Source organism: Nostoc sp. 106C (assembly GCF_002154725.1).
Lineage (GTDB): Bacteria > Cyanobacteriota > Cyanobacteriia > Cyanobacteriales > Nostocaceae > Aulosira.
The window spans coordinates 19,578-35,899 of record NZ_MTAW01000238.1 but is presented as its reverse complement, the minus strand read 5'-3'; the positions used below and the strand labels follow the sequence as shown (position 1 = coordinate 35,899).

Below are 16,322 nucleotides of genomic sequence, written 5' to 3'. Positions count from 1 at the left end.
TCAACTTATCTTAAGGGTAAGCGGTACAATACCTTGAGTACGGTAAACTCCAATACTATATCTATTAAGCAACCGTTACAATTAAAGCTATAAAGCAAGTGGAGGAACCAGCAGGATGCAAGTTACATACGATTCTGATAAGCGTAAATTGCTATCCTCTCTATCTCATGGGGCGATTTTCTTTAGTACAACATTGTTATCGATTGGGGTTCCAATTGTAATTAACTTAATTTCTGATGACCCAGTTGTGAAAAGCAATGCCAAAGAATCGATTAATTTTCACTTCAATGTTTGGTTCTGGGCAACTGTAATTGGAGTACCAATTGCGATTTTATCTTGGCTGACCTTTGGTCTTGGTGGAATTTTGTTTTTCCCTGTTGTTGCTTTGGGCTTTGCCCTGCATTGGGGGTTGACAATTTGGGCGCTGTTTCACTGTCTTACTAACCCAGATGAACCATTCCGTTATCCATTTATTTTTAGAGTTTTTTAATCACATTGACTAGAGATATAATTTATGTTTGCAAAAGGGATTGAGAGTATCATCCCTTTTTTTATGAATTATGCGATCGCTCTGTGCACAAAACTCATACAACCATATCATTAAATTTTGATGCTAAATGTGGTAAGGGCAATTGCAAATAATTGATCTCAATTCAATTCGGTTCAATCAACCGGACGTATAATAAGGTACAAATTATCAATAGACAGCCCCATCGTCAGCATCAAGGCAAAATCTCCATCGACACGACTGCCAGATTTTTGGTCTTAGTATGTTCAAATTTGGCTGACAGTTATCTTGGCGGTATATAAATTAAAGAAAGACTTAAAGTAGCTAAAATGTAGAGACATGATCATGATATATTACGTCTCTACGTTACCCTGAGTTTATGGGACTGCCAATTGTTGCTATTATCGGACGCCCAAATGTGGGCAAATCCACCCTGGTTAATCGTCTCGCCGGGGCACAAACGGCGATTGTGCACGATGAACCGGGAGTGACACGCGATCGCACTTATCTGCCATCTTACTGGAGCGATCGTGAGTTTTTGGTTGTGGATACAGGTGGCTTAGTCTTTAATGATGACACCGAATTTTTACCTCTGATTCGTCAACAGGCGATGACAGCACTTACTGAAGCTAGTGCTGCTATTTTTGTTGTGGATGGTCAAACTGGTCCTACACATGCTGATGAAGAAATTGCGGAGTGGTTACGTCAACAACCTGTACCTGTCCTGTTGGCTGTAAATAAATGTGAATCCCCCGACCAAGGCTTGATCCAAGCGGCGGAATTTTGGCAATTAGGATTGGGTGAACCTTACCCTATTTCTGCGATTCATGGCGGCGGTACGGGAGAACTACTTGATGAGTTAATTAAGCACATTCCCCATGTAACTGAAGTACCGGAAACTAACGAAATTAAAGTAGCAATAATCGGACGCCCCAATGTTGGTAAGTCTAGTTTATTAAATGCTTTTGTTGGGGAAGAAAGGGCGATCGTTAGTCCGATCTCAGGCACAACACGCGATGCGATTGATACAGTGGTCGAACGAGATGGACAAACCTATCGCTTGATTGATACCGCTGGCATTCGTAAAAAGAAAAGCATAGATTACGGCACAGAATTCTTTAGTATTAACCGTGCTTTTAAAGCTATTCGCCGCGCCGATGTAGTGTTAATGGTAATAGACGCCTTAGATGGAGTCACCGAACAAGACCAAAAATTAGCAGGGCGGATTCTTGAGGAAGGTCGCGCTTGTATAGTTGTAGTCAATAAGTGGGATGCAGTCGAAAAAGACTCTTACACAATCTACGACTACGAAAAAAATATGCAAGCACGGCTGCATTTTACCGAATGGGCAGACACTATTTTTGTTAGTGCTTTAACAGGACAGCGGGTAGAGAAAATTTTAGAATTGGTAAATCAAGCTGCTGAGTCACACAAACGTCGTGTCAGCACAGCAGTAATTAACGAAGTTCTAGAAGATGCGGTGAGTTGGCATTCCCCACCAACATCACGTGGCGGGCGTCAAGGTAAAATTTATTATGGTACACAAGTCAGTACCCAACCGCCAACGATCGCTCTGTTTGTCAACGATGCCAAACGCTTTAATGAAAACTACCGCCGCTATGTTGAACGGCAATTTCGGCAACAATTAGGATTTAAAGGCTCCCCAATTCGTTTGTTGTGGCGCAGTAAGAAAGTCCGTGATGTCGAAAGTGGTAATCTCAATCGTGCCACTCGTGTTTAATAGTTCTGAGTCCTGAGTAAGAAAAAGTAGAGTGTGCTAAGTCTCTTATGTCAAGGCACAATAGTCAAGAATCAGTAGGTAGAACAAAATCTTGATTTTAGGCTTGCTCTACCCAAACTTTCCATCACTTAGCACTCGAACCTCAGAACTTAGCACTTAGAAATGGATTTACTGCGATCTCTACCACTGGGACTTTACCTAGAAGAACCTCAAACTTGGCTACATAAAATTGATCCCAGGGTCAAGTTTGCTTGGTTGATGAGCTTTCTCACAAGCTACACTTTTGCTAGGAACGAATGGCGTTTACTATTGGTAACGCTATTAATTATTGTGACGTTAATTGCGAGAATTCCCAGGAGAGTATGGCAGCAGCAAATGGGTTGGTTGTTGATCTTAGCCTTTTTTGTCTTTGCAATTGCAGCCATTAGTCCGGATGGATTGGGGATCAATTATCAGCCGCGCTTACCAGCTAACGAACAGGTTTTCAGTCCCCAAGCAACTAAGAATACTGCCAATGTTGATGAACAAGCAGTATTTGGTAATAAAGAATATAGATACGTACTATTTCACAAAGGGCCTGTTAAAGTCAGTCGTCGTTCTTTAGATTTGGCAGTGCGGCTGAGTACGATTTTGTTTACTGTCATTTACAGCACTAACCTTTATCTGCTGACCACAGCACCAGAAGAAATTACAGCCGGGATGGAAAGCTTGATGCAACCATTGCGGCGGCTGAAGTTACCTGTTACAGAAATTGCTCTAACTTTAACTTTATCTTTGCGGTTTATACCTCTAGTCTTAGAAGAAGTACAGAATTTAGTACGATCTGTAATGACTAGGGCAATTAATTGGAAAAAGCTGGGACTTAAAGGAGCAGTTAAAGTTTGGATGATTGTAGCAGAACGACTGTTAGAAAATCTGCTACTAAGAGCAGAACAGATGGCGAGTGCAATGATGGTGCGGGGTTTTACCAGTCCAAATGAGCATCGAGTACCTTGGCATGACTTACGGTTAAAAAGGTGGGACTGGCTGGCTATTGCCACATTAACTCTATTTTGGGGCGTGCGGCTAGCGATCGGCACTGATGTGTGAAGATTTTGGAATTAAGATTTTGAATGAATTATGACCCAAGGTTGGTACTGGCGATCGCTTCCTTTAGAACATCGTACTGGTTCTGAAATTTTCGCTGCTCTATTTCGCCCCACTACCGCATCTGGAATCGCTAGCTTACTGGAAAGCACCTACCCAACGCCAAAAGAACATCCACAACTCAATCGTTATTCTATCTGTGCCGGCGCTCCCCGCATAGTTGATGGTGTTCCTCAGATGTGGACACCAGCATTAGGAACAGTTTTTCCGTTTTTGGAGGAGTTGCTGCGAAGTCGAGGACAGGGGGGAGACACAGACACGGAGACGCGGGGACGCAAAGAGATAGTTGTCCCTGCGTCCCCGTGTCACTCACTCTCCGTGTCATATCCTTCCCACCTTCCTTTCACTGGCGGTTGGTTGGGATGGTTGGGTTATGACGTAGCTTGGGAAATTGAACAACTACCCCAAAATAAATGCGATCGCTTACCGTTTCCTGTAGCTTTTTGGTATGAGCCAGATTGTTTTGCCATTTTAGATCACGTCGAACAAACTCTTTGGCTAGCTGCTGGCGATGAAAGTGGAATTGATGAGTTACAGAAAAAGTTAGAGCCAGGAAAAACAAACAACTCTCTCCCCTTACCCCCCCCTCTCCTTGTCCCCCCCTCCCGCCTCTCTCCTCATTTCTGTACATCCCAAGCAGATTATGAAACAGCCGTTAACCAAGCGAAAAAATACATTCAGGCGGGAGACATTTTTCAGGCGAATCTTTCATTACGATTTGAAGCAACAACAGCAGCTTCCGGCTGGTCAATTTACCAAGCATTGCAAAGTATCAATCCTTCACCTTTTGCTAGCTATTGGCAAACACCTTGGGGAGAAGTGATGAGTTGTTCTCCAGAACGGTTGGTGCTGTTGCAAAATGGTGAAGCTGAAACTAGACCAATCGCTGGGACGCGATCGCGTGGGATCACGCCAGAACAAGACATTCAGCTAGCACAAGATTTACTCAGCAATAGCAAAGAACGCGCCGAACACATCATGCTGGTGGATCTAGAACGCAATGATTTAGGGCGAGTTTGTGAATGGGGTACGGTTCGTGTTGATGAATTATTGACAATTGAGCGATATAGTCACGTTATGCACCTTGTCAGCAACGTTAAAGGTCGCTTAAGATGCGACCGCACTGCCATTGATTTAATTCGTGCTCTCTTCCCTGGTGGCACAATTACAGGGTGTCCCAAAGTTCGCTGCATGGAAATTATTGAAAAGCTAGAACCTGTGCGACGCAGTTTATTCTATGGTTCCTGTGGGTATTTGGATTGGCGAGGTAACTTAGATTTAAATATCTTAATTCGTACCTTGTTACTCGCTCCCCTTGAAGAAAAACAGGAAAAAAAGGGAAACTACTCACTCCTGACTTCTGACTCAGCACTCCGAACCGTTTGGGGACAAGTTGGCGCGGGTATTGTCGCAGACAGCGATCCTGAGAGAGAATGGTATGAATCTCTGCATAAAGCTCAAGCCCAACTTATCGCACTCAACACGCTAAATTATGAATAGTCTACCTTTGACTATTGTGTGCCGACCGACGAAAATTATGGCAGCATAGAGAGAGGTTTATGCCAACAAAAGTCTAAGGGCTGACCTTTACCTTGAGAAACATCGCACGGCGCATCTCCTAGACCTTCTCAACGGCAGATAGATGGCAGAAACTTTTCTGAACTTAGTTCTGCATAGCAGATGAGTGTACCTTCCCTACGACAAATCGCCATTATCGTTCTCTGTCTACTATTAGCTTCATCTGTCCATGAGGAACTAGATCAAGGTCTTCACAACCGCCACTACACAGCAAACATTATTGAATTTCGCATAAGTTTGCACAAATATTCTGACGAAAGGGAGTTATCATCGTCTGAATGTTGGTACTAAAACTGCGAAAAAATATATTACAGACGCCAACCTTGACTCCTAAATGAATCCAGAAAACGCAGAAACTTACATTAATCATCCAACTTGGGGCTTACTTTACAGGATCTGTATGGTTGATGAGACCCAGGATATGTTCACTACACTTTATGCCCAACGCTTATTTTTTTTAGTAACAAATGACATTAAAGGTATAAAATTTCAGCCCATAGGTCGTACTGAAGCAAGAATGATGTTGGAAAATCGCTTGCGTACTCTGCGTCGTACAGGGCAGTCACAGGAGTACGATCAGCTTCAGAGTGTTTTCCAACGCACCTTCCAATGAGTAGTTCGATTAGCGAACGTATTGATCAAATTCGCTCCTCCATACCATCTTCAGTCCGGCTGATTGCAGTCAGCAAAACGGTTCCTGCGGAAATCATCCGTTCTGCGTATGCCGCAGGAATACGTGATTTTGGCGAAAGCCGGATTCAAGAAGCTGCCAGTAAACAAGCAGAGTTAAAAGATTTATCAGATATTACCTGGCACTTTATTGGACATTTACAAAGCAATAAAGCCAAAAAAGCCTTAGAACAATTTCAATGGATTCACTCCGTAGACAATTTACAGTTGGCACAGCGCTTAGATAACTTAGCGTCACAGTTGGGAGTGAGTCCCCACATTTGCCTACAGGTCAAGATTCTCCCCGATCCCAGCAAGTCAGGGTGGACTGTACCCGAACTTTTAGCTGATTTACCTGCAATCAATCAATATAAAAATTTACAAATTCAGGGTTTGATGACAATTCCGCCTTTAGGATTAAATGAAGCGGAAAATTTGGATGTATTTAATGCTACTGCTAAATTAGCAAAAACCATTAGAGATCAAAACTGGTCGCATATCAAAATGGATCACCTATCGATGGGGATGTCAAGTGACTATAAACTAGCAGTACAAGCAGGTACAACTATGGTCAGGTTGGGAACCATCTTGTTCGGGGATCGCCCTTAAAAAATTGGTCAATGCTTTTGTAAGTTCATCCCCTAGGGCTTCATCTGGGGGATTTTTTGTATAGCTTTCATTGGGCATCAGTTTTCTTGCTGATGCCCTATACCCATTTGTAAGCTAGGTATCATAAGCTTTCACGTGCTTTTGAGAAGAATTCTCAAAGTAATTATTGCGATAAGTAACAAAAAATCTGGTGTTTCTAAATGCAATACTTAATAAAATTAGTGTTACAAAACTTTCATTCGCAGAAACATTAGTATATAATCTTGACTCATTATCGCTGCTAGGTAATGTTCAGATAGCTTTAAAAGCGTCTGTTCCTCACTTAAACAAGTAATAGAAGCTACAGCTAGTAATAAAATTGCTGAATAAACCCCTTGTGTAGCGATAAAAGTCGGCTACACTGATTTATCGCCAGGTAAACATAGAAGTAATTTGCACCAGGAGCGAACAAAATGAACAATATATTTTCTAAACTCAGAGACTTTGTAGGACTCAATGAGCAAGTAGAATACGAATACTACGAAGAAGAACCAGAAGCCGAAAGCTACCAAAATCTATATCAAGAAGAGAACATCCAACCAGCGCCACCAGAACCTGCAACTCAGAATCGACGTTGGCGGGAACCCATGCCTACAATGGGTAATGATGTAGCAACAGGGTCAAAGTCAATGGGGAATGTGATAGGTATGCCAGGAGCAATTAACGGAATTTCTGAAGTATTAGTACTTGAACCACGCACCTTTGAAGAAATGCCCCAGGCAATTCAAGCTTTGCGTGAGCGCAAGTCTGTAGTATTAAATTTAACTATTATGGACCCGGATCAAGCTCAACGGGCAGTAGATTTTGTAGCAGGTGGTACTTACGCATTAGATGGACATCAAGAGCGCATTGGAGAAAGCATCTTTTTGTTTACACCAAGCTGTGTGCAAGTTAGCACCCACGGTGGAGTCATTCATGAAGTACCCCAACCACCAGCACGTCCATCACGTACACCAGGTGCAACTCCAACATGGGGCACCGAAGTTAACCGGATGGCAGCACAATAAAGTTAAATTAGTCATTAGTCTATAGTTAATAGTCCTGATTACCTTAACGAATGACTATTGACCATTGACAAATGACCCTTATGGGTTCGCCAGTCACTCATGGGGGAAACCCCGAAGACCGCGCTGGCTCACCTAGACTAATGGCTAATGACTAATTAATGACTAATAAATTTGGCTTAATCGGTGGTGGGGTAATGGGAGAAGCGCTGTTATCCCGCCTTATTGCGCGTGGAATTTATCACCCATCAGAAGTCATAGTCAGCGAACCGCAACCTTCGCGGCAAAATTTTTTAAAGCAGCAATACGACGTGAGCGTGACTACAGATAACCGCCTGATTTTGGCGGAAAGTCAGGAAGTTGTATTGTTAGCAGTAAAACCCCAGGTGTTCAGTGCGATCGCCCAAGAATTGGCAGAGATCATCGAGATTACAGTGAAAGGACATTCACCCGTAGTAATCTCTATTTTGGCAGGTGTGACTTTAAGCCAGCTAGAAGCTGCGTTTCCGCAATTACCAGTAATTAGAGCCATGCCTAATACACCCGCCACAGTAGGAGCAGGAATTACGGCAATTTGCTTGGGTGCTTACACTAATGCCAAACACCACCAAATAGCACAGCAAGTTTTTTCGGCTGTTGGGGAAGTTGTAGAAGTTGCCGAAACCCTGATGGATGCAGTTACAGGACTATCTGGGAGTGGGCCTGCTTACGTGGCACTGATGGTAGAAGCACTCGCCGATGGGGGAGTAGCAGCAGGTTTACCTAGAGTGATCGCCAACCAACTCGCCCTGCAAACTGTCCTAGGAACAGCCACGCTGTTGCATGAAAGCAAAATGCACCCAGCAGAACTTAAAGACCGTGTAACAAGCCCAGGAGGTACGACAATTGCTGGTATTGCCCAGCTAGAAAAAGCAGCATTTCGCTCAGCTTTAATTCAAGCAGTTAAAGCAGCTACAGAGCGATCGCAAGAACTTGGTAAATAGTCCAAAGTCCAAAGTCCAAAGTTCAAAGTCAAATAACCCTTGACTCTTGACCCTTTGACCCTTGACTATTGACTAAATGACGAAGTTGACAATATAGCCGTTAATATAGTAAACAGTCTGGTTGCAAATGTGATTGAGTGAATTATCCCGCATCGTCCCCAGAACTTGACCTAGGGTCAATATTTCCGTTTCATTTGGATCAATTCCAAAAAGACGCGATCGCCTCCCTCAATGCTGGGCGATCTGTAGTCGTCTGTGCGCCCACAGGTTCGGGCAAAACATTAGTAGGCGAATACGCTATTTATCGTGCTCTGGCGCGAGGGAAACGTGTTTTTTACACTACTCCTTTAAAAGCGCTGTCGAATCAAAAATTACGTGACTTTCGCGAGAAATTCGGGTTTGATCTCGTCGGACTGTTAACTGGAGATGCCTCCATTAACAGAGAAGCACCAATTCTTGTGATGACGACAGAAATTTTCCGCAATATGCTTTATGGCACACCCATAGGGCAAATCGGCATTTCTCTGGTAGATGTAGAAGCTGTGGTACTAGATGAGTGCCACTATATGAATGATCGCCAACGGGGAACTGTTTGGGAAGAATCAATCATTTATTGCCCCCGTGAAGTTCAATTAGTAGCGCTTTCGGCAACAGTTGCTAACAGCGATCAACTTACCGATTGGCTAAATCGTGTTCACGGGCCAACTGACCTAATTTACTCCGATTTTCGCCCTGTACCTCTAGAATTTCACTTTTGCAATCCTAAAGGGCTGTTTCCCCTACTCAACGACAACAAAACTAAAATTAATCCTCGCCTTGCTAATCGGGGAAAAAGAAGACCAGGAGACAAAGGCAGAGGTGGTAGACCAGAAGCTCCTGGTATCATTTATACTTTGAGCCAGCTACAGCAAAGGGATATGCTACCAGCGATTTACTTTATCTTTAGCCGCCGCGGATGTGATAAAGCGGTAGCAGAGGTGGGTGATTTGTGGCTGGTAAATAATGATGAATCCCAGGTGTTGCGCCGCCAAATTGATGACTTTTTAACCCGCAATCCAGAGGCCGGACGTTCTGGACAAATTGCCCCCCTTTATCGAGGAATTGCTGCTCACCATGCCGGGATTTTACCTGCATGGAAAGTGTTAGTAGAAGAACTATTTCAGCAGGGGCTAATTAAGGTAGTCTTTGCCACCGAAACACTGGCAGCAGGAATTAATATGCCTGCCCGTACAACTGTCATATCTACCCTTTCCAAGCGCACCGACACCGGACACCGCCTGTTGAACGCTTCCGAATTCCTGCAAATGGCAGGACGGGCTGGCCGTCGAGGCATGGATCTACAAGGTCATGTGGTCACAGTACAAACTCCCTTTGAAGGCTCCAAAGAAGCTGCATATTTAGCAACATCCAAACCAGATCCTTTAGTTAGCCAGTTTACCCCCAGTTACGGAATGGTACTGAACCTGCTGCAAACTCACACCTTGGAGCAAACTAGAGAGCTAATAGAACGTAGTTTTGGGCAGTATATGGCGACCTTGCATTTACGACCAAATTACGATGAGATTGCCGAACTGCAAGCCCAACTAGAGCAACTTCAGGAGCAAATCGCCGCAGTTGATGAAAATGAAATTGCTATTTATGAGAAACTGCGACAACGCCTGAAAGTAGAACGCCAAATATTGAAGACTCTGCAACAACAAGCACAGGAAGACCGAAAAGAGCAATTGGGAATGATGTTGGGCTTTGCTGTATCTGGGACACTGTTGAGTCTCAAGGGCAAAAACATCACAGTTCCTTCACCAGTACCAGCCGTGTTAATCGGAAAAAGTTCTGATTCTGAGCAAACACCTTACTTAGTATGCTTGGGACGGGATAACCGCTGGTATGTAGCAACAATTGAAGATATAGTCGATTTGTATGCAGAACTACCACGTATTGATGTACCGCCTGAGATCGTACCGCCACCCGATTTGATTTTTAAACCAGGACAAATCCGTCGTGGTGACGAACAAACAGCAACCGTTGCCCAACAGATTCCCGAATCAGGGGAGTCTCTATACATGGCTCCGGAAGTAGCAGAACAGCTCAGTCGGATGACTGCTGTCCAAGAGCAATTAGAAGCTCATCCGATTCATAAATCGGGCAATGCCGCAGCTATTTTCAAACGTAAGGCACGTTACGTTGAATTAGAAGCCGAACTCCAACTGTTGCAAGAACACGTAGAGCAACAATCCCAACATCATTGGGAAGAGTTTCTCAATTTAATTGAAATTTTACAGCACTTTGGCTGCTTAGATAATTTAGTACCAACAGCATTAGGACAAGTTGCCGCAGCCATCCGCGGAGAAAATGAATTGTGGTTAGGTTTGGTACTCGCCAGTGGTGAATTGAATAATTTAGATCCGCACCACTTAGCAGCAGCAATTGCAGCTTTAGTGACAGAAACTCCGCGTCCAGATAGCAAGGTGCGCTTCGATTTGAGCAATCAAGTTGTAGATGCTTTGGCAAAATTGCGGGGAATTCGCCGCCAGATGTTCCAAATGCAACGGCGGTATAATGTGGCGCTGCCTATATGGTTAGAATTTGAGTTAATTGCTCTAGTTGAAAAATGGGCGCTAGGAATAGAGTGGACAGAACTATGTGAAAATACCACCCTAGATGAAGGCGATGTAGTGAGAATATTACGTCGGACTTTAGATTTATTATCCCAAATCCCCCACGTGCCTAATTTACCGGACTCACTGCAACGCAATGCTTATCGTGCTATGCAGCTAATTGATAGATTCCCCGTGAATGAGGTAGTTGAATAAACTGGCTAAACTTTCGTTTTTATCTGCTGTTGCGGAATCATAATCGCAAATTCTGTATGGCCGGGAGTGGAGTAACATTCTAGTTGCCCTTGATGTCTTTCAACAATAATTTGGTAACTAATAGACAGGCCTAATCCTGTGCCTTTACCAATACTTTTGGTAGTAAAAAATGGATCAAATAAACGATTGCAGACTGCTTCGGTAATACCAGGGCCATTGTCTATAATCCGAATCACAATAGAAGATGCAGAGTTAGGTGTGTAGGATTCCTCTCCACTCTGAATTTCTTTCTCTCCCTCTCTAAATTCAGTACAGATGGTGATCTGGCTAGGATTTTCTATTATTTCCTGTGGCGATCGCTTTTGATCATGTTCTTCTAAAGCGTCTATAGCATTGACAAGAATGTTCATAAACACTTGGTTAAGTTGTCCTGCATAGCACTCTACTAAGGGTAGCTGTCCGTATTTTTGAATGACTTGAATCTGCGCATACCCAGTTTTAGGTTTGAGGCGGTTTTGCAGAATCATCAAAGTACTGTCTATACCATCGTGAATATTCACCTCTTTGACTTCAGCTTCATCTAGGCGAGAGAAAGTGCGAAGAGATAGAACAATTTCCCGAATGCGGTTAGCTCCAACCTTCATAGAAGATAGCAGCCGAGGTAGATCATCAATGATGAAATCGAGATCTATCTCTTCAATTTCTGCTTGTAGTGTCGAGGTGGGGTTGGGGTAATGTTGCTGATAGCATTGCAACAAATAAAGTAAATCTTCAACATATTCAGTTGCAGGGTTGAGATTGCCATAGATGAAGTTAACCGGATTATTAATTTCATGGGCAACACCAGCCACAAGTTGTCCTAAGCTGGACATTTTTTCGCTCTGAATTAGTTGGCTTTGGGCTTGCTGCAATTGCTGTAAAGTTTTTTCTAGTTTTTCTTTTTCTTTACTTAAAGCAATAGTACGTTGATGTACCCGCGTTTCCAAATCCTGATTTGCTTGTTCTAATTTACTTAAAGCTTCTTGCAAAGAGAGTTCTATTTGTTTGCGTTGCGCAGCTTGCCGATAGGCATCGCTAATATCAATAATAAAACCAAGTAATTGTGTTATCTCTTTTTGAGTACGCACAACATTCACAATATCTTTTACCCAAACCCACTTGCCATCAGCAGTCAATAACCGATACTCGACTATGTAATCATCTTGTTCTGTTGATGTGACTTGGTGATACTTAAGAACTTGAAGCAAATCTTCTGGATGAATGTGTGAATACCAGAATTCAGGTTCATACCATTCTTCTAACTCATAACCAAATAAATCTATTGCCTGTGGTCCTACATAAGTAAACTGGTGAGTAATAGCATCCGCTTCCCAAGGCACTAACTTGACACTCTCTACCAGGCGCTTCAACCGCTGCCGAGTTTGCTCTAAATCTTTTTCTGCAAGCTTACGTAAAGTAATATCATTAGCCATAATAGCGTATTGGCTAGTTATGCCTTCTGCATTATGGATAGGCTGCCCATCTACTAATAAGCAATGCTCTTTCTGCTGCTGTGATAAATAAAAAAGCTCAAATTTAAAGCTTTCTCCTTTCAATAGTTGTTCACGGATATAAGCTTGTTGAATATTGATTTGAGCATTAGAAGTAAGTACATAAAAAAACTTTTTTCCAATTAACAGTTCGGCGGTGATACCTGCACGTTTAGCTAATGCTCCATTTACCCATTGAATACGTCCAGATCTATCCGTCAATGCCATCAATAAATCCGCGCGATTTGCCAAGGCAGTAAACATAGTTAAGGGTAAACTAAGTGAATTAACTACCATGCTCATAACTCCTGTGACAAGAATTAGAGAGCATCACGTCTCCCTGCTACATATGCTAAAAGCAGCTTACTAATATCATCACGAACCTGTCGAAATACTTGCAGCTTTTCTGTTTCAGTTCCTATGGCTTCAGCAGGATCGGGAAAACTAAAGTGATGACGTTTAATCGATGATGGTAATGTCGGGCAACTTTGGTCTGCATGATCGCACACAGTAATTACCGTATCAATTTTCTGGTCAAGAAATTGGTTGATATGCTTACAAGAGTTTGTAGAGATGTCTATTCCTATCTCTTGCATCACCTTAATAGCTAAAGGATGCACTTCTTTGGCTGGGTTCATTCCTGCACTTTGGCTTGTGAATAAATCATCAGCTAATTCCCTCAAAAACCCTTCTGCCATTTGGCTGCGACAGGAATTACCAGTACAAAGAATTAAGAGAATCGGTAGTTCCATTTTATATATTTAATAATAAATATTTACCAAAAGTTTAACTTCGCATTCTTCTTTTGCCGTCAGGGAAAATACACAAACTTATAGGTCAATACGGTTCAGTTAAGGTGATAAGAGTTCTCATCTGTCGGACAAAACCAAGATTTGGGGGAGAATCCCCCAAGCCCCCTCCAAAATAATTGTTCGGTTTTTTGTTTAGTAATTATTTGTGAGCTTTGTTGTCAATGAATTTTCTTAACTGAACTGTATTGACTTATAGGTAGAATCGTCAGCAGCAGAAATTAACCCTATATTAAGTATTTGATAGTTGCGATCGCAATACTTTTACGCCCCTGAATAACGCAAAAAGGAGAGGCTTGTAACCTCCCCTTTGTAAGTTTTAAATGTTACTCAACATTTATTAATAGCGATCGCGATAGTTGCGTCGTTCCTCCAAGCGATTTTGTCGTTGGCGTTGACGCTCAATTTCTAGCCTACGTTGGCGATCGCGTTCCAGTTCCAATCTACGTTGGCGTTGGCGTTCCAGTTCCAAGCGATGTTGGCGATCGCGCTCAAGTTGTAATCTATATTGGCGATCGCGTTCTAATTGTTGTTCACGCCAATCATGTCGCTGATTTCCGCCAAGAATTACTTGGATTTGAGCAGAGGCTGGTTGTGCTAAAGCACTAGAAGCTAGCACAACACCTAATAAACAAGTTGACAGAATTCTTTTCATAAAGACAATCCGTTGATGAAATATATTGTTAGAAATGGAAGAAAAAGAAGCCACTATCAAGTAGCTTCTAAGAGCATAAGGAACGGTAAAAGTAATTGCTGGTTGACTTATCTATAGCTGTAATTTTGTAAGCTATTGTCGCGAAGGAAATTAAGCAGATAGCACCTTTAAAATTGACCTAGCCAATTGACAGTTACTATTGGTTTATGACTCTTATAAGTTAGTAACAGCTTCAATTTCAAATGGTAGATGCAAGTTATATTAAAGCGCTTTTAGCAAAAAATTAATTCAGACAAAAGTCACGAATAAAGCCATGACTTTTGTCACAAAGATAAATCTAACTAAAGAGGCTGGAAGGACAGTAAAGAAGACAAAATGGCAAGAAATTATCTTGGAAAAAACTTCTTCCTCTGTTAAATTCTGCCATCTGCCTGTTTTTTAAAAGAAAAGTTTTAAGCAACTATCAACTCAGAATCGGTTTCTGATGGCGCACCATCTTGGACTAAAGAACGAGTTTCGCTGTTGCGTTGGAGAATACCACCTACCATTGCTAATAAGGCGTTTACTTTGCGGGTGCGCCACTCATCTACTAATTTCTGCACTTGGTTAGCAGACATTCTGCGTGTCATTGCTTCGTAGAGGTAAGCTGCATGACCGGTTTCATCTTGAGCAATGCTCAACATACCAATTTTTAGGTTGCGTGTCTTGGGATCTGTATCAGGTAGGACATTCGCCATGCGTGCAAAGTCTTTGCTGGCATCTAATTCTAGAATGTAAGTGCTAGCCATAAATACATCCCAGTCAATCACAGCAGGTTTTAGCTGTTCTGGAGTGTAGCCTTCAAAGAATGTCGCAAAGAAGGGACTGCGTTGTTGTGGTGATTTGCGTTCGGATGTGCTTGGCGGTTGACTCTTAAAATCTATAACTTGTTTATTTAGCTGTTTTAAAGCCTGGGCAAAAATCTTACCGTGTCTTGTTTCGTCTGCTGCGTGTTTTGCTAATTTTTCTGCTAGCCATGTATCGCCTTCAGCAGCGGCGCGATCGCTTAGTGCAGAGAGAAACGGAACGGAACCAGATTCAGCTAATTGAAATCTGGCAAGAATGTCGGGACGAGTTTTGGAATCGCGGATCTGGACGGCGGAGTAATAAGCACTAGCACCCGAACCAGCTAGGTGCATGAGGTAAGTCAAGAAGTTCATCGGAGATTCCCGCTGATTAATGGGAGATTACATTTCTTATACTAATCTTGCAAAACCAAGGATAGCCCTGGCGTTTTGCTAGTATCATCCTCCAGAGGTAATTTGGTGCATAGGAATGCGGAATTTAAATAAACAAGCACTGATTTGGCTGTGTGCAGGAATCATTATTTTGGGTTTGATGGGATGCGATCGCCTGCCCTTTTTTGCTCCTTCTGGAGATGTGGTTGAGCGAGTCAGTGATGGCGATACCTTAGCAGTGAAAGACTCCAAAGGCGATAAATTCAGCGTCCGCTTTGCCTGCATGGATGCACCAGAAGTCCCACATACCAATAAAGAAAGGCAAAGTAAACGCGCCAGCGATCGCAATCAATTTACTTGGGGTGCGAAAGCGCAAGAACGGGTGCAGGAGTTAGTCAAACAAGCAGGCGATCGCGTAACTTTGAATATTACTGATAGCGATCGCTATGGCAGAAAAGTTGCTGAAGTTCGCTTAAAAGATGGCACATTTGTGCAACAAGTTTTACTTCGAGAAGGACTTGCAAAAGTGTATCGTCCTTATTTAAATAAATGTCCTAGTAAAGACTTAGTACAACAAGCCGAAGCTGAAGCGCAGCAACAAAAGCGCGGAATTTGGGGTGATGCTAAGTTTGTTAATCCTTGGGAGTATCGGACTTTAAGTAAGCTGTAATTCGTAATTCGTAATTCGTGTTCAGTAGGGTGTGTTATGCCGAAGGCTAACGCACCTTTAATAGCGATCGCACAACAGTTAAGCCAAAGGAAACCCTTTCACATCTACGTTTTTTGCTCCCCGGCTACATTTCTAATCACTTCCACGTCTAACTCTAATATCTCAGCCACTTCTTGCACACTCATTCCACGTTGCAGAAGTTTTGCAATCATTTCTGTTTTGACTTCTTCTTTGAGTTCTTGCTTAACTTCTTGTTTGACTTCTTCTCTAAGTTCTTCTTTAACTTCTTGTCTAGCTTCTTCTTTTAACTCTTCATATACTTTTGTACCCTTGATTAATTCCATACTTAACATTG

15 protein-coding genes are annotated in these 16,322 nt (G+C 42.6%); 10 read left to right on the top strand and 5 right to left on the bottom strand.

Annotated elements, in window-relative coordinates; all coding sequences use genetic code 11:
* The first annotated feature begins 115 nt into the window (after positions 1 to 115).
* The 9 genes from BV375_RS35125 (at position 116) to BV375_RS35085 (ending at position 11,087) form a co-directional block, all read left to right on the top strand.
* The gene (locus BV375_RS35125; protein WP_086769211.1) at positions 116 to 490 is read left to right on the top strand and encodes a DUF4870 domain-containing protein; all 375 of its coding nucleotides are present in this window, start codon (positions 116 to 118) and stop codon (positions 488 to 490) included.
* A gap of 397 nt (positions 491 to 887) precedes the next feature.
* Positions 888 to 2,249, top strand: a complete 1,362-nt coding sequence (gene der, locus BV375_RS35120; protein WP_086769209.1) for a ribosome biogenesis GTPase Der — start codon at positions 888 to 890, stop codon at positions 2,247 to 2,249.
* 162 nt (positions 2,250 to 2,411) lie between these two features.
* The gene (locus tag BV375_RS35115) at positions 2,412 to 3,338 is read left to right on the top strand and encodes an energy-coupling factor transporter transmembrane protein EcfT (RefSeq protein ID WP_086769207.1); all 927 of its coding nucleotides are present in this window, start codon (positions 2,412 to 2,414) and stop codon (positions 3,336 to 3,338) included.
* Positions 3,339 to 3,368: 30 nt separating this feature from the next.
* On the top strand, positions 3,369 to 4,895 hold the full coding sequence (locus BV375_RS35110; protein ID WP_086769205.1) for an anthranilate synthase component I: 1,527 nt from the start codon (positions 3,369 to 3,371) through the stop codon (positions 4,893 to 4,895).
* Positions 4,896 to 5,307: 412 nt separating this feature from the next.
* The gene (pipX, locus tag BV375_RS35105) at positions 5,308 to 5,586 is read left to right on the top strand and encodes a transcriptional coactivator PipX (protein ID WP_086769203.1); all 279 of its coding nucleotides are present in this window, start codon (positions 5,308 to 5,310) and stop codon (positions 5,584 to 5,586) included.
* Positions 5,583 to 6,251, top strand: a complete 669-nt coding sequence (locus BV375_RS35100) for a YggS family pyridoxal phosphate-dependent enzyme (protein WP_086769201.1) — start codon at positions 5,583 to 5,585, stop codon at positions 6,249 to 6,251. Before pipX ends, BV375_RS35100 begins: the two co-directional genes overlap by 4 nt.
* Positions 6,252 to 6,703: 452 nt before the next feature.
* Entirely contained in the window at positions 6,704 to 7,297 is a 594-nt protein-coding gene (locus tag BV375_RS35095; protein ID WP_086769199.1) for a cell division protein SepF, read from the top strand.
* A 158-nt stretch (positions 7,298 to 7,455) separates the two neighbouring features.
* On the top strand, positions 7,456 to 8,277 hold the full coding sequence (proC, locus tag BV375_RS35090) for a pyrroline-5-carboxylate reductase (protein WP_086769197.1): 822 nt from the start codon (positions 7,456 to 7,458) through the stop codon (positions 8,275 to 8,277).
* 137 nt (positions 8,278 to 8,414) lie between these two features.
* Positions 8,415 to 11,087 carry an RNA helicase gene (locus BV375_RS35085; RefSeq protein WP_086769194.1) on the top strand — a complete coding sequence of 891 codons (2,673 nt, stop codon included), beginning with the start codon at positions 8,415 to 8,417 and terminating at the stop codon, positions 11,085 to 11,087.
* Positions 11,088 to 11,092: 5 nt separating this feature from the next.
* Here the strand turns inward: BV375_RS35085 and BV375_RS35080 are convergent, their stop codons facing one another.
* The 4 genes from BV375_RS35080 to BV375_RS35065 all read right to left on the bottom strand — a co-directional run bounded on the left by BV375_RS35080 (position 11,093) and on the right by BV375_RS35065 (position 15,279).
* Positions 11,093 to 12,913: a PAS domain S-box protein gene (locus BV375_RS35080; protein ID WP_086769191.1), complete on the bottom strand. Its 1,821-nt coding sequence runs from the start codon at positions 12,911 to 12,913 to the stop codon at positions 11,093 to 11,095.
* Positions 12,914 to 12,936: 23 nt separating this feature from the next.
* Positions 12,937 to 13,368 carry an arsenate reductase ArsC gene (locus tag BV375_RS35075; RefSeq protein WP_086769189.1) on the bottom strand — a complete coding sequence of 144 codons (432 nt, stop codon included), beginning with the start codon at positions 13,366 to 13,368 and terminating at the stop codon, positions 12,937 to 12,939.
* Positions 13,369 to 13,765: 397 nt separating this feature from the next.
* Entirely contained in the window at positions 13,766 to 14,080 is a 315-nt protein-coding gene (locus BV375_RS35070) for a hypothetical protein (protein WP_086769187.1), read from the bottom strand.
* A 452-nt stretch (positions 14,081 to 14,532) separates the two neighbouring features.
* Complete coding sequence (locus BV375_RS35065) at positions 14,533 to 15,279, bottom strand: ferritin-like domain-containing protein (RefSeq protein WP_086769185.1); 747 nt, start codon at positions 15,277 to 15,279, stop codon at positions 14,533 to 14,535.
* 115 nt (positions 15,280 to 15,394) lie between these two features.
* Between BV375_RS35065 and BV375_RS35060 the strand changes: the two genes are divergently transcribed.
* A complete protein-coding gene (locus BV375_RS35060) occupies positions 15,395 to 15,967 on the top strand; it encodes a thermonuclease family protein (RefSeq protein ID WP_086769183.1) in 573 nt (190 codons plus the stop codon).
* A gap of 104 nt (positions 15,968 to 16,071) precedes the next feature.
* On the opposite strand, the gene BV375_RS35055 is transcribed toward BV375_RS35060, so the two are convergent.
* On the bottom strand, positions 16,072 to 16,320 hold the full coding sequence (locus BV375_RS35055; RefSeq protein ID WP_243714149.1) for a hypothetical protein: 249 nt from the start codon (positions 16,318 to 16,320) through the stop codon (positions 16,072 to 16,074).
* Positions 16,321 to 16,322: the final 2 nt, after the last annotated feature.

Coding starts and splice junctions, on each gene's coding strand:
- der (WP_086769209.1), top strand. CDS start 888: ATGGGACTGCCAATTGTTGCTATTATCGGACGCCCAAATGTGGGCAAA.
- BV375_RS35125 (WP_086769211.1), top strand. CDS start 116: ATGCAAGTTACATACGATTCTGATAAGCGTAAATTGCTATCCTCTCTA.
- pipX (WP_086769203.1), top strand. CDS start 5,308: ATGAATCCAGAAAACGCAGAAACTTACATTAATCATCCAACTTGGGGC.
- BV375_RS35095 (WP_086769199.1), top strand. CDS start 6,704: ATGAACAATATATTTTCTAAACTCAGAGACTTTGTAGGACTCAATGAG.
- BV375_RS35065 (WP_086769185.1), bottom strand. CDS start 15,279: ATGAACTTCTTGACTTACCTCATGCACCTAGCTGGTTCGGGTGCTAGT.
- BV375_RS35075 (WP_086769189.1), bottom strand. CDS start 13,368: ATGGAACTACCGATTCTCTTAATTCTTTGTACTGGTAATTCCTGTCGC.
- BV375_RS35080 (WP_086769191.1), bottom strand. CDS start 12,913: ATGGTAGTTAATTCACTTAGTTTACCCTTAACTATGTTTACTGCCTTG.
- proC (WP_086769197.1), top strand. CDS start 7,456: ATGACTAATAAATTTGGCTTAATCGGTGGTGGGGTAATGGGAGAAGCG.
- BV375_RS35115 (WP_086769207.1), top strand. CDS start 2,412: ATGGATTTACTGCGATCTCTACCACTGGGACTTTACCTAGAAGAACCT.
- BV375_RS35070 (WP_086769187.1), bottom strand. CDS start 14,080: ATGAAAAGAATTCTGTCAACTTGTTTATTAGGTGTTGTGCTAGCTTCT.
- BV375_RS35060 (WP_086769183.1), top strand. CDS start 15,395: ATGCGGAATTTAAATAAACAAGCACTGATTTGGCTGTGTGCAGGAATC.
- BV375_RS35100 (WP_086769201.1), top strand. CDS start 5,583: ATGAGTAGTTCGATTAGCGAACGTATTGATCAAATTCGCTCCTCCATA.
- BV375_RS35055 (WP_243714149.1), bottom strand. CDS start 16,320: ATGTTAAGTATGGAATTAATCAAGGGTACAAAAGTATATGAAGAGTTA.
- BV375_RS35110 (WP_086769205.1), top strand. CDS start 3,369: ATGACCCAAGGTTGGTACTGGCGATCGCTTCCTTTAGAACATCGTACT.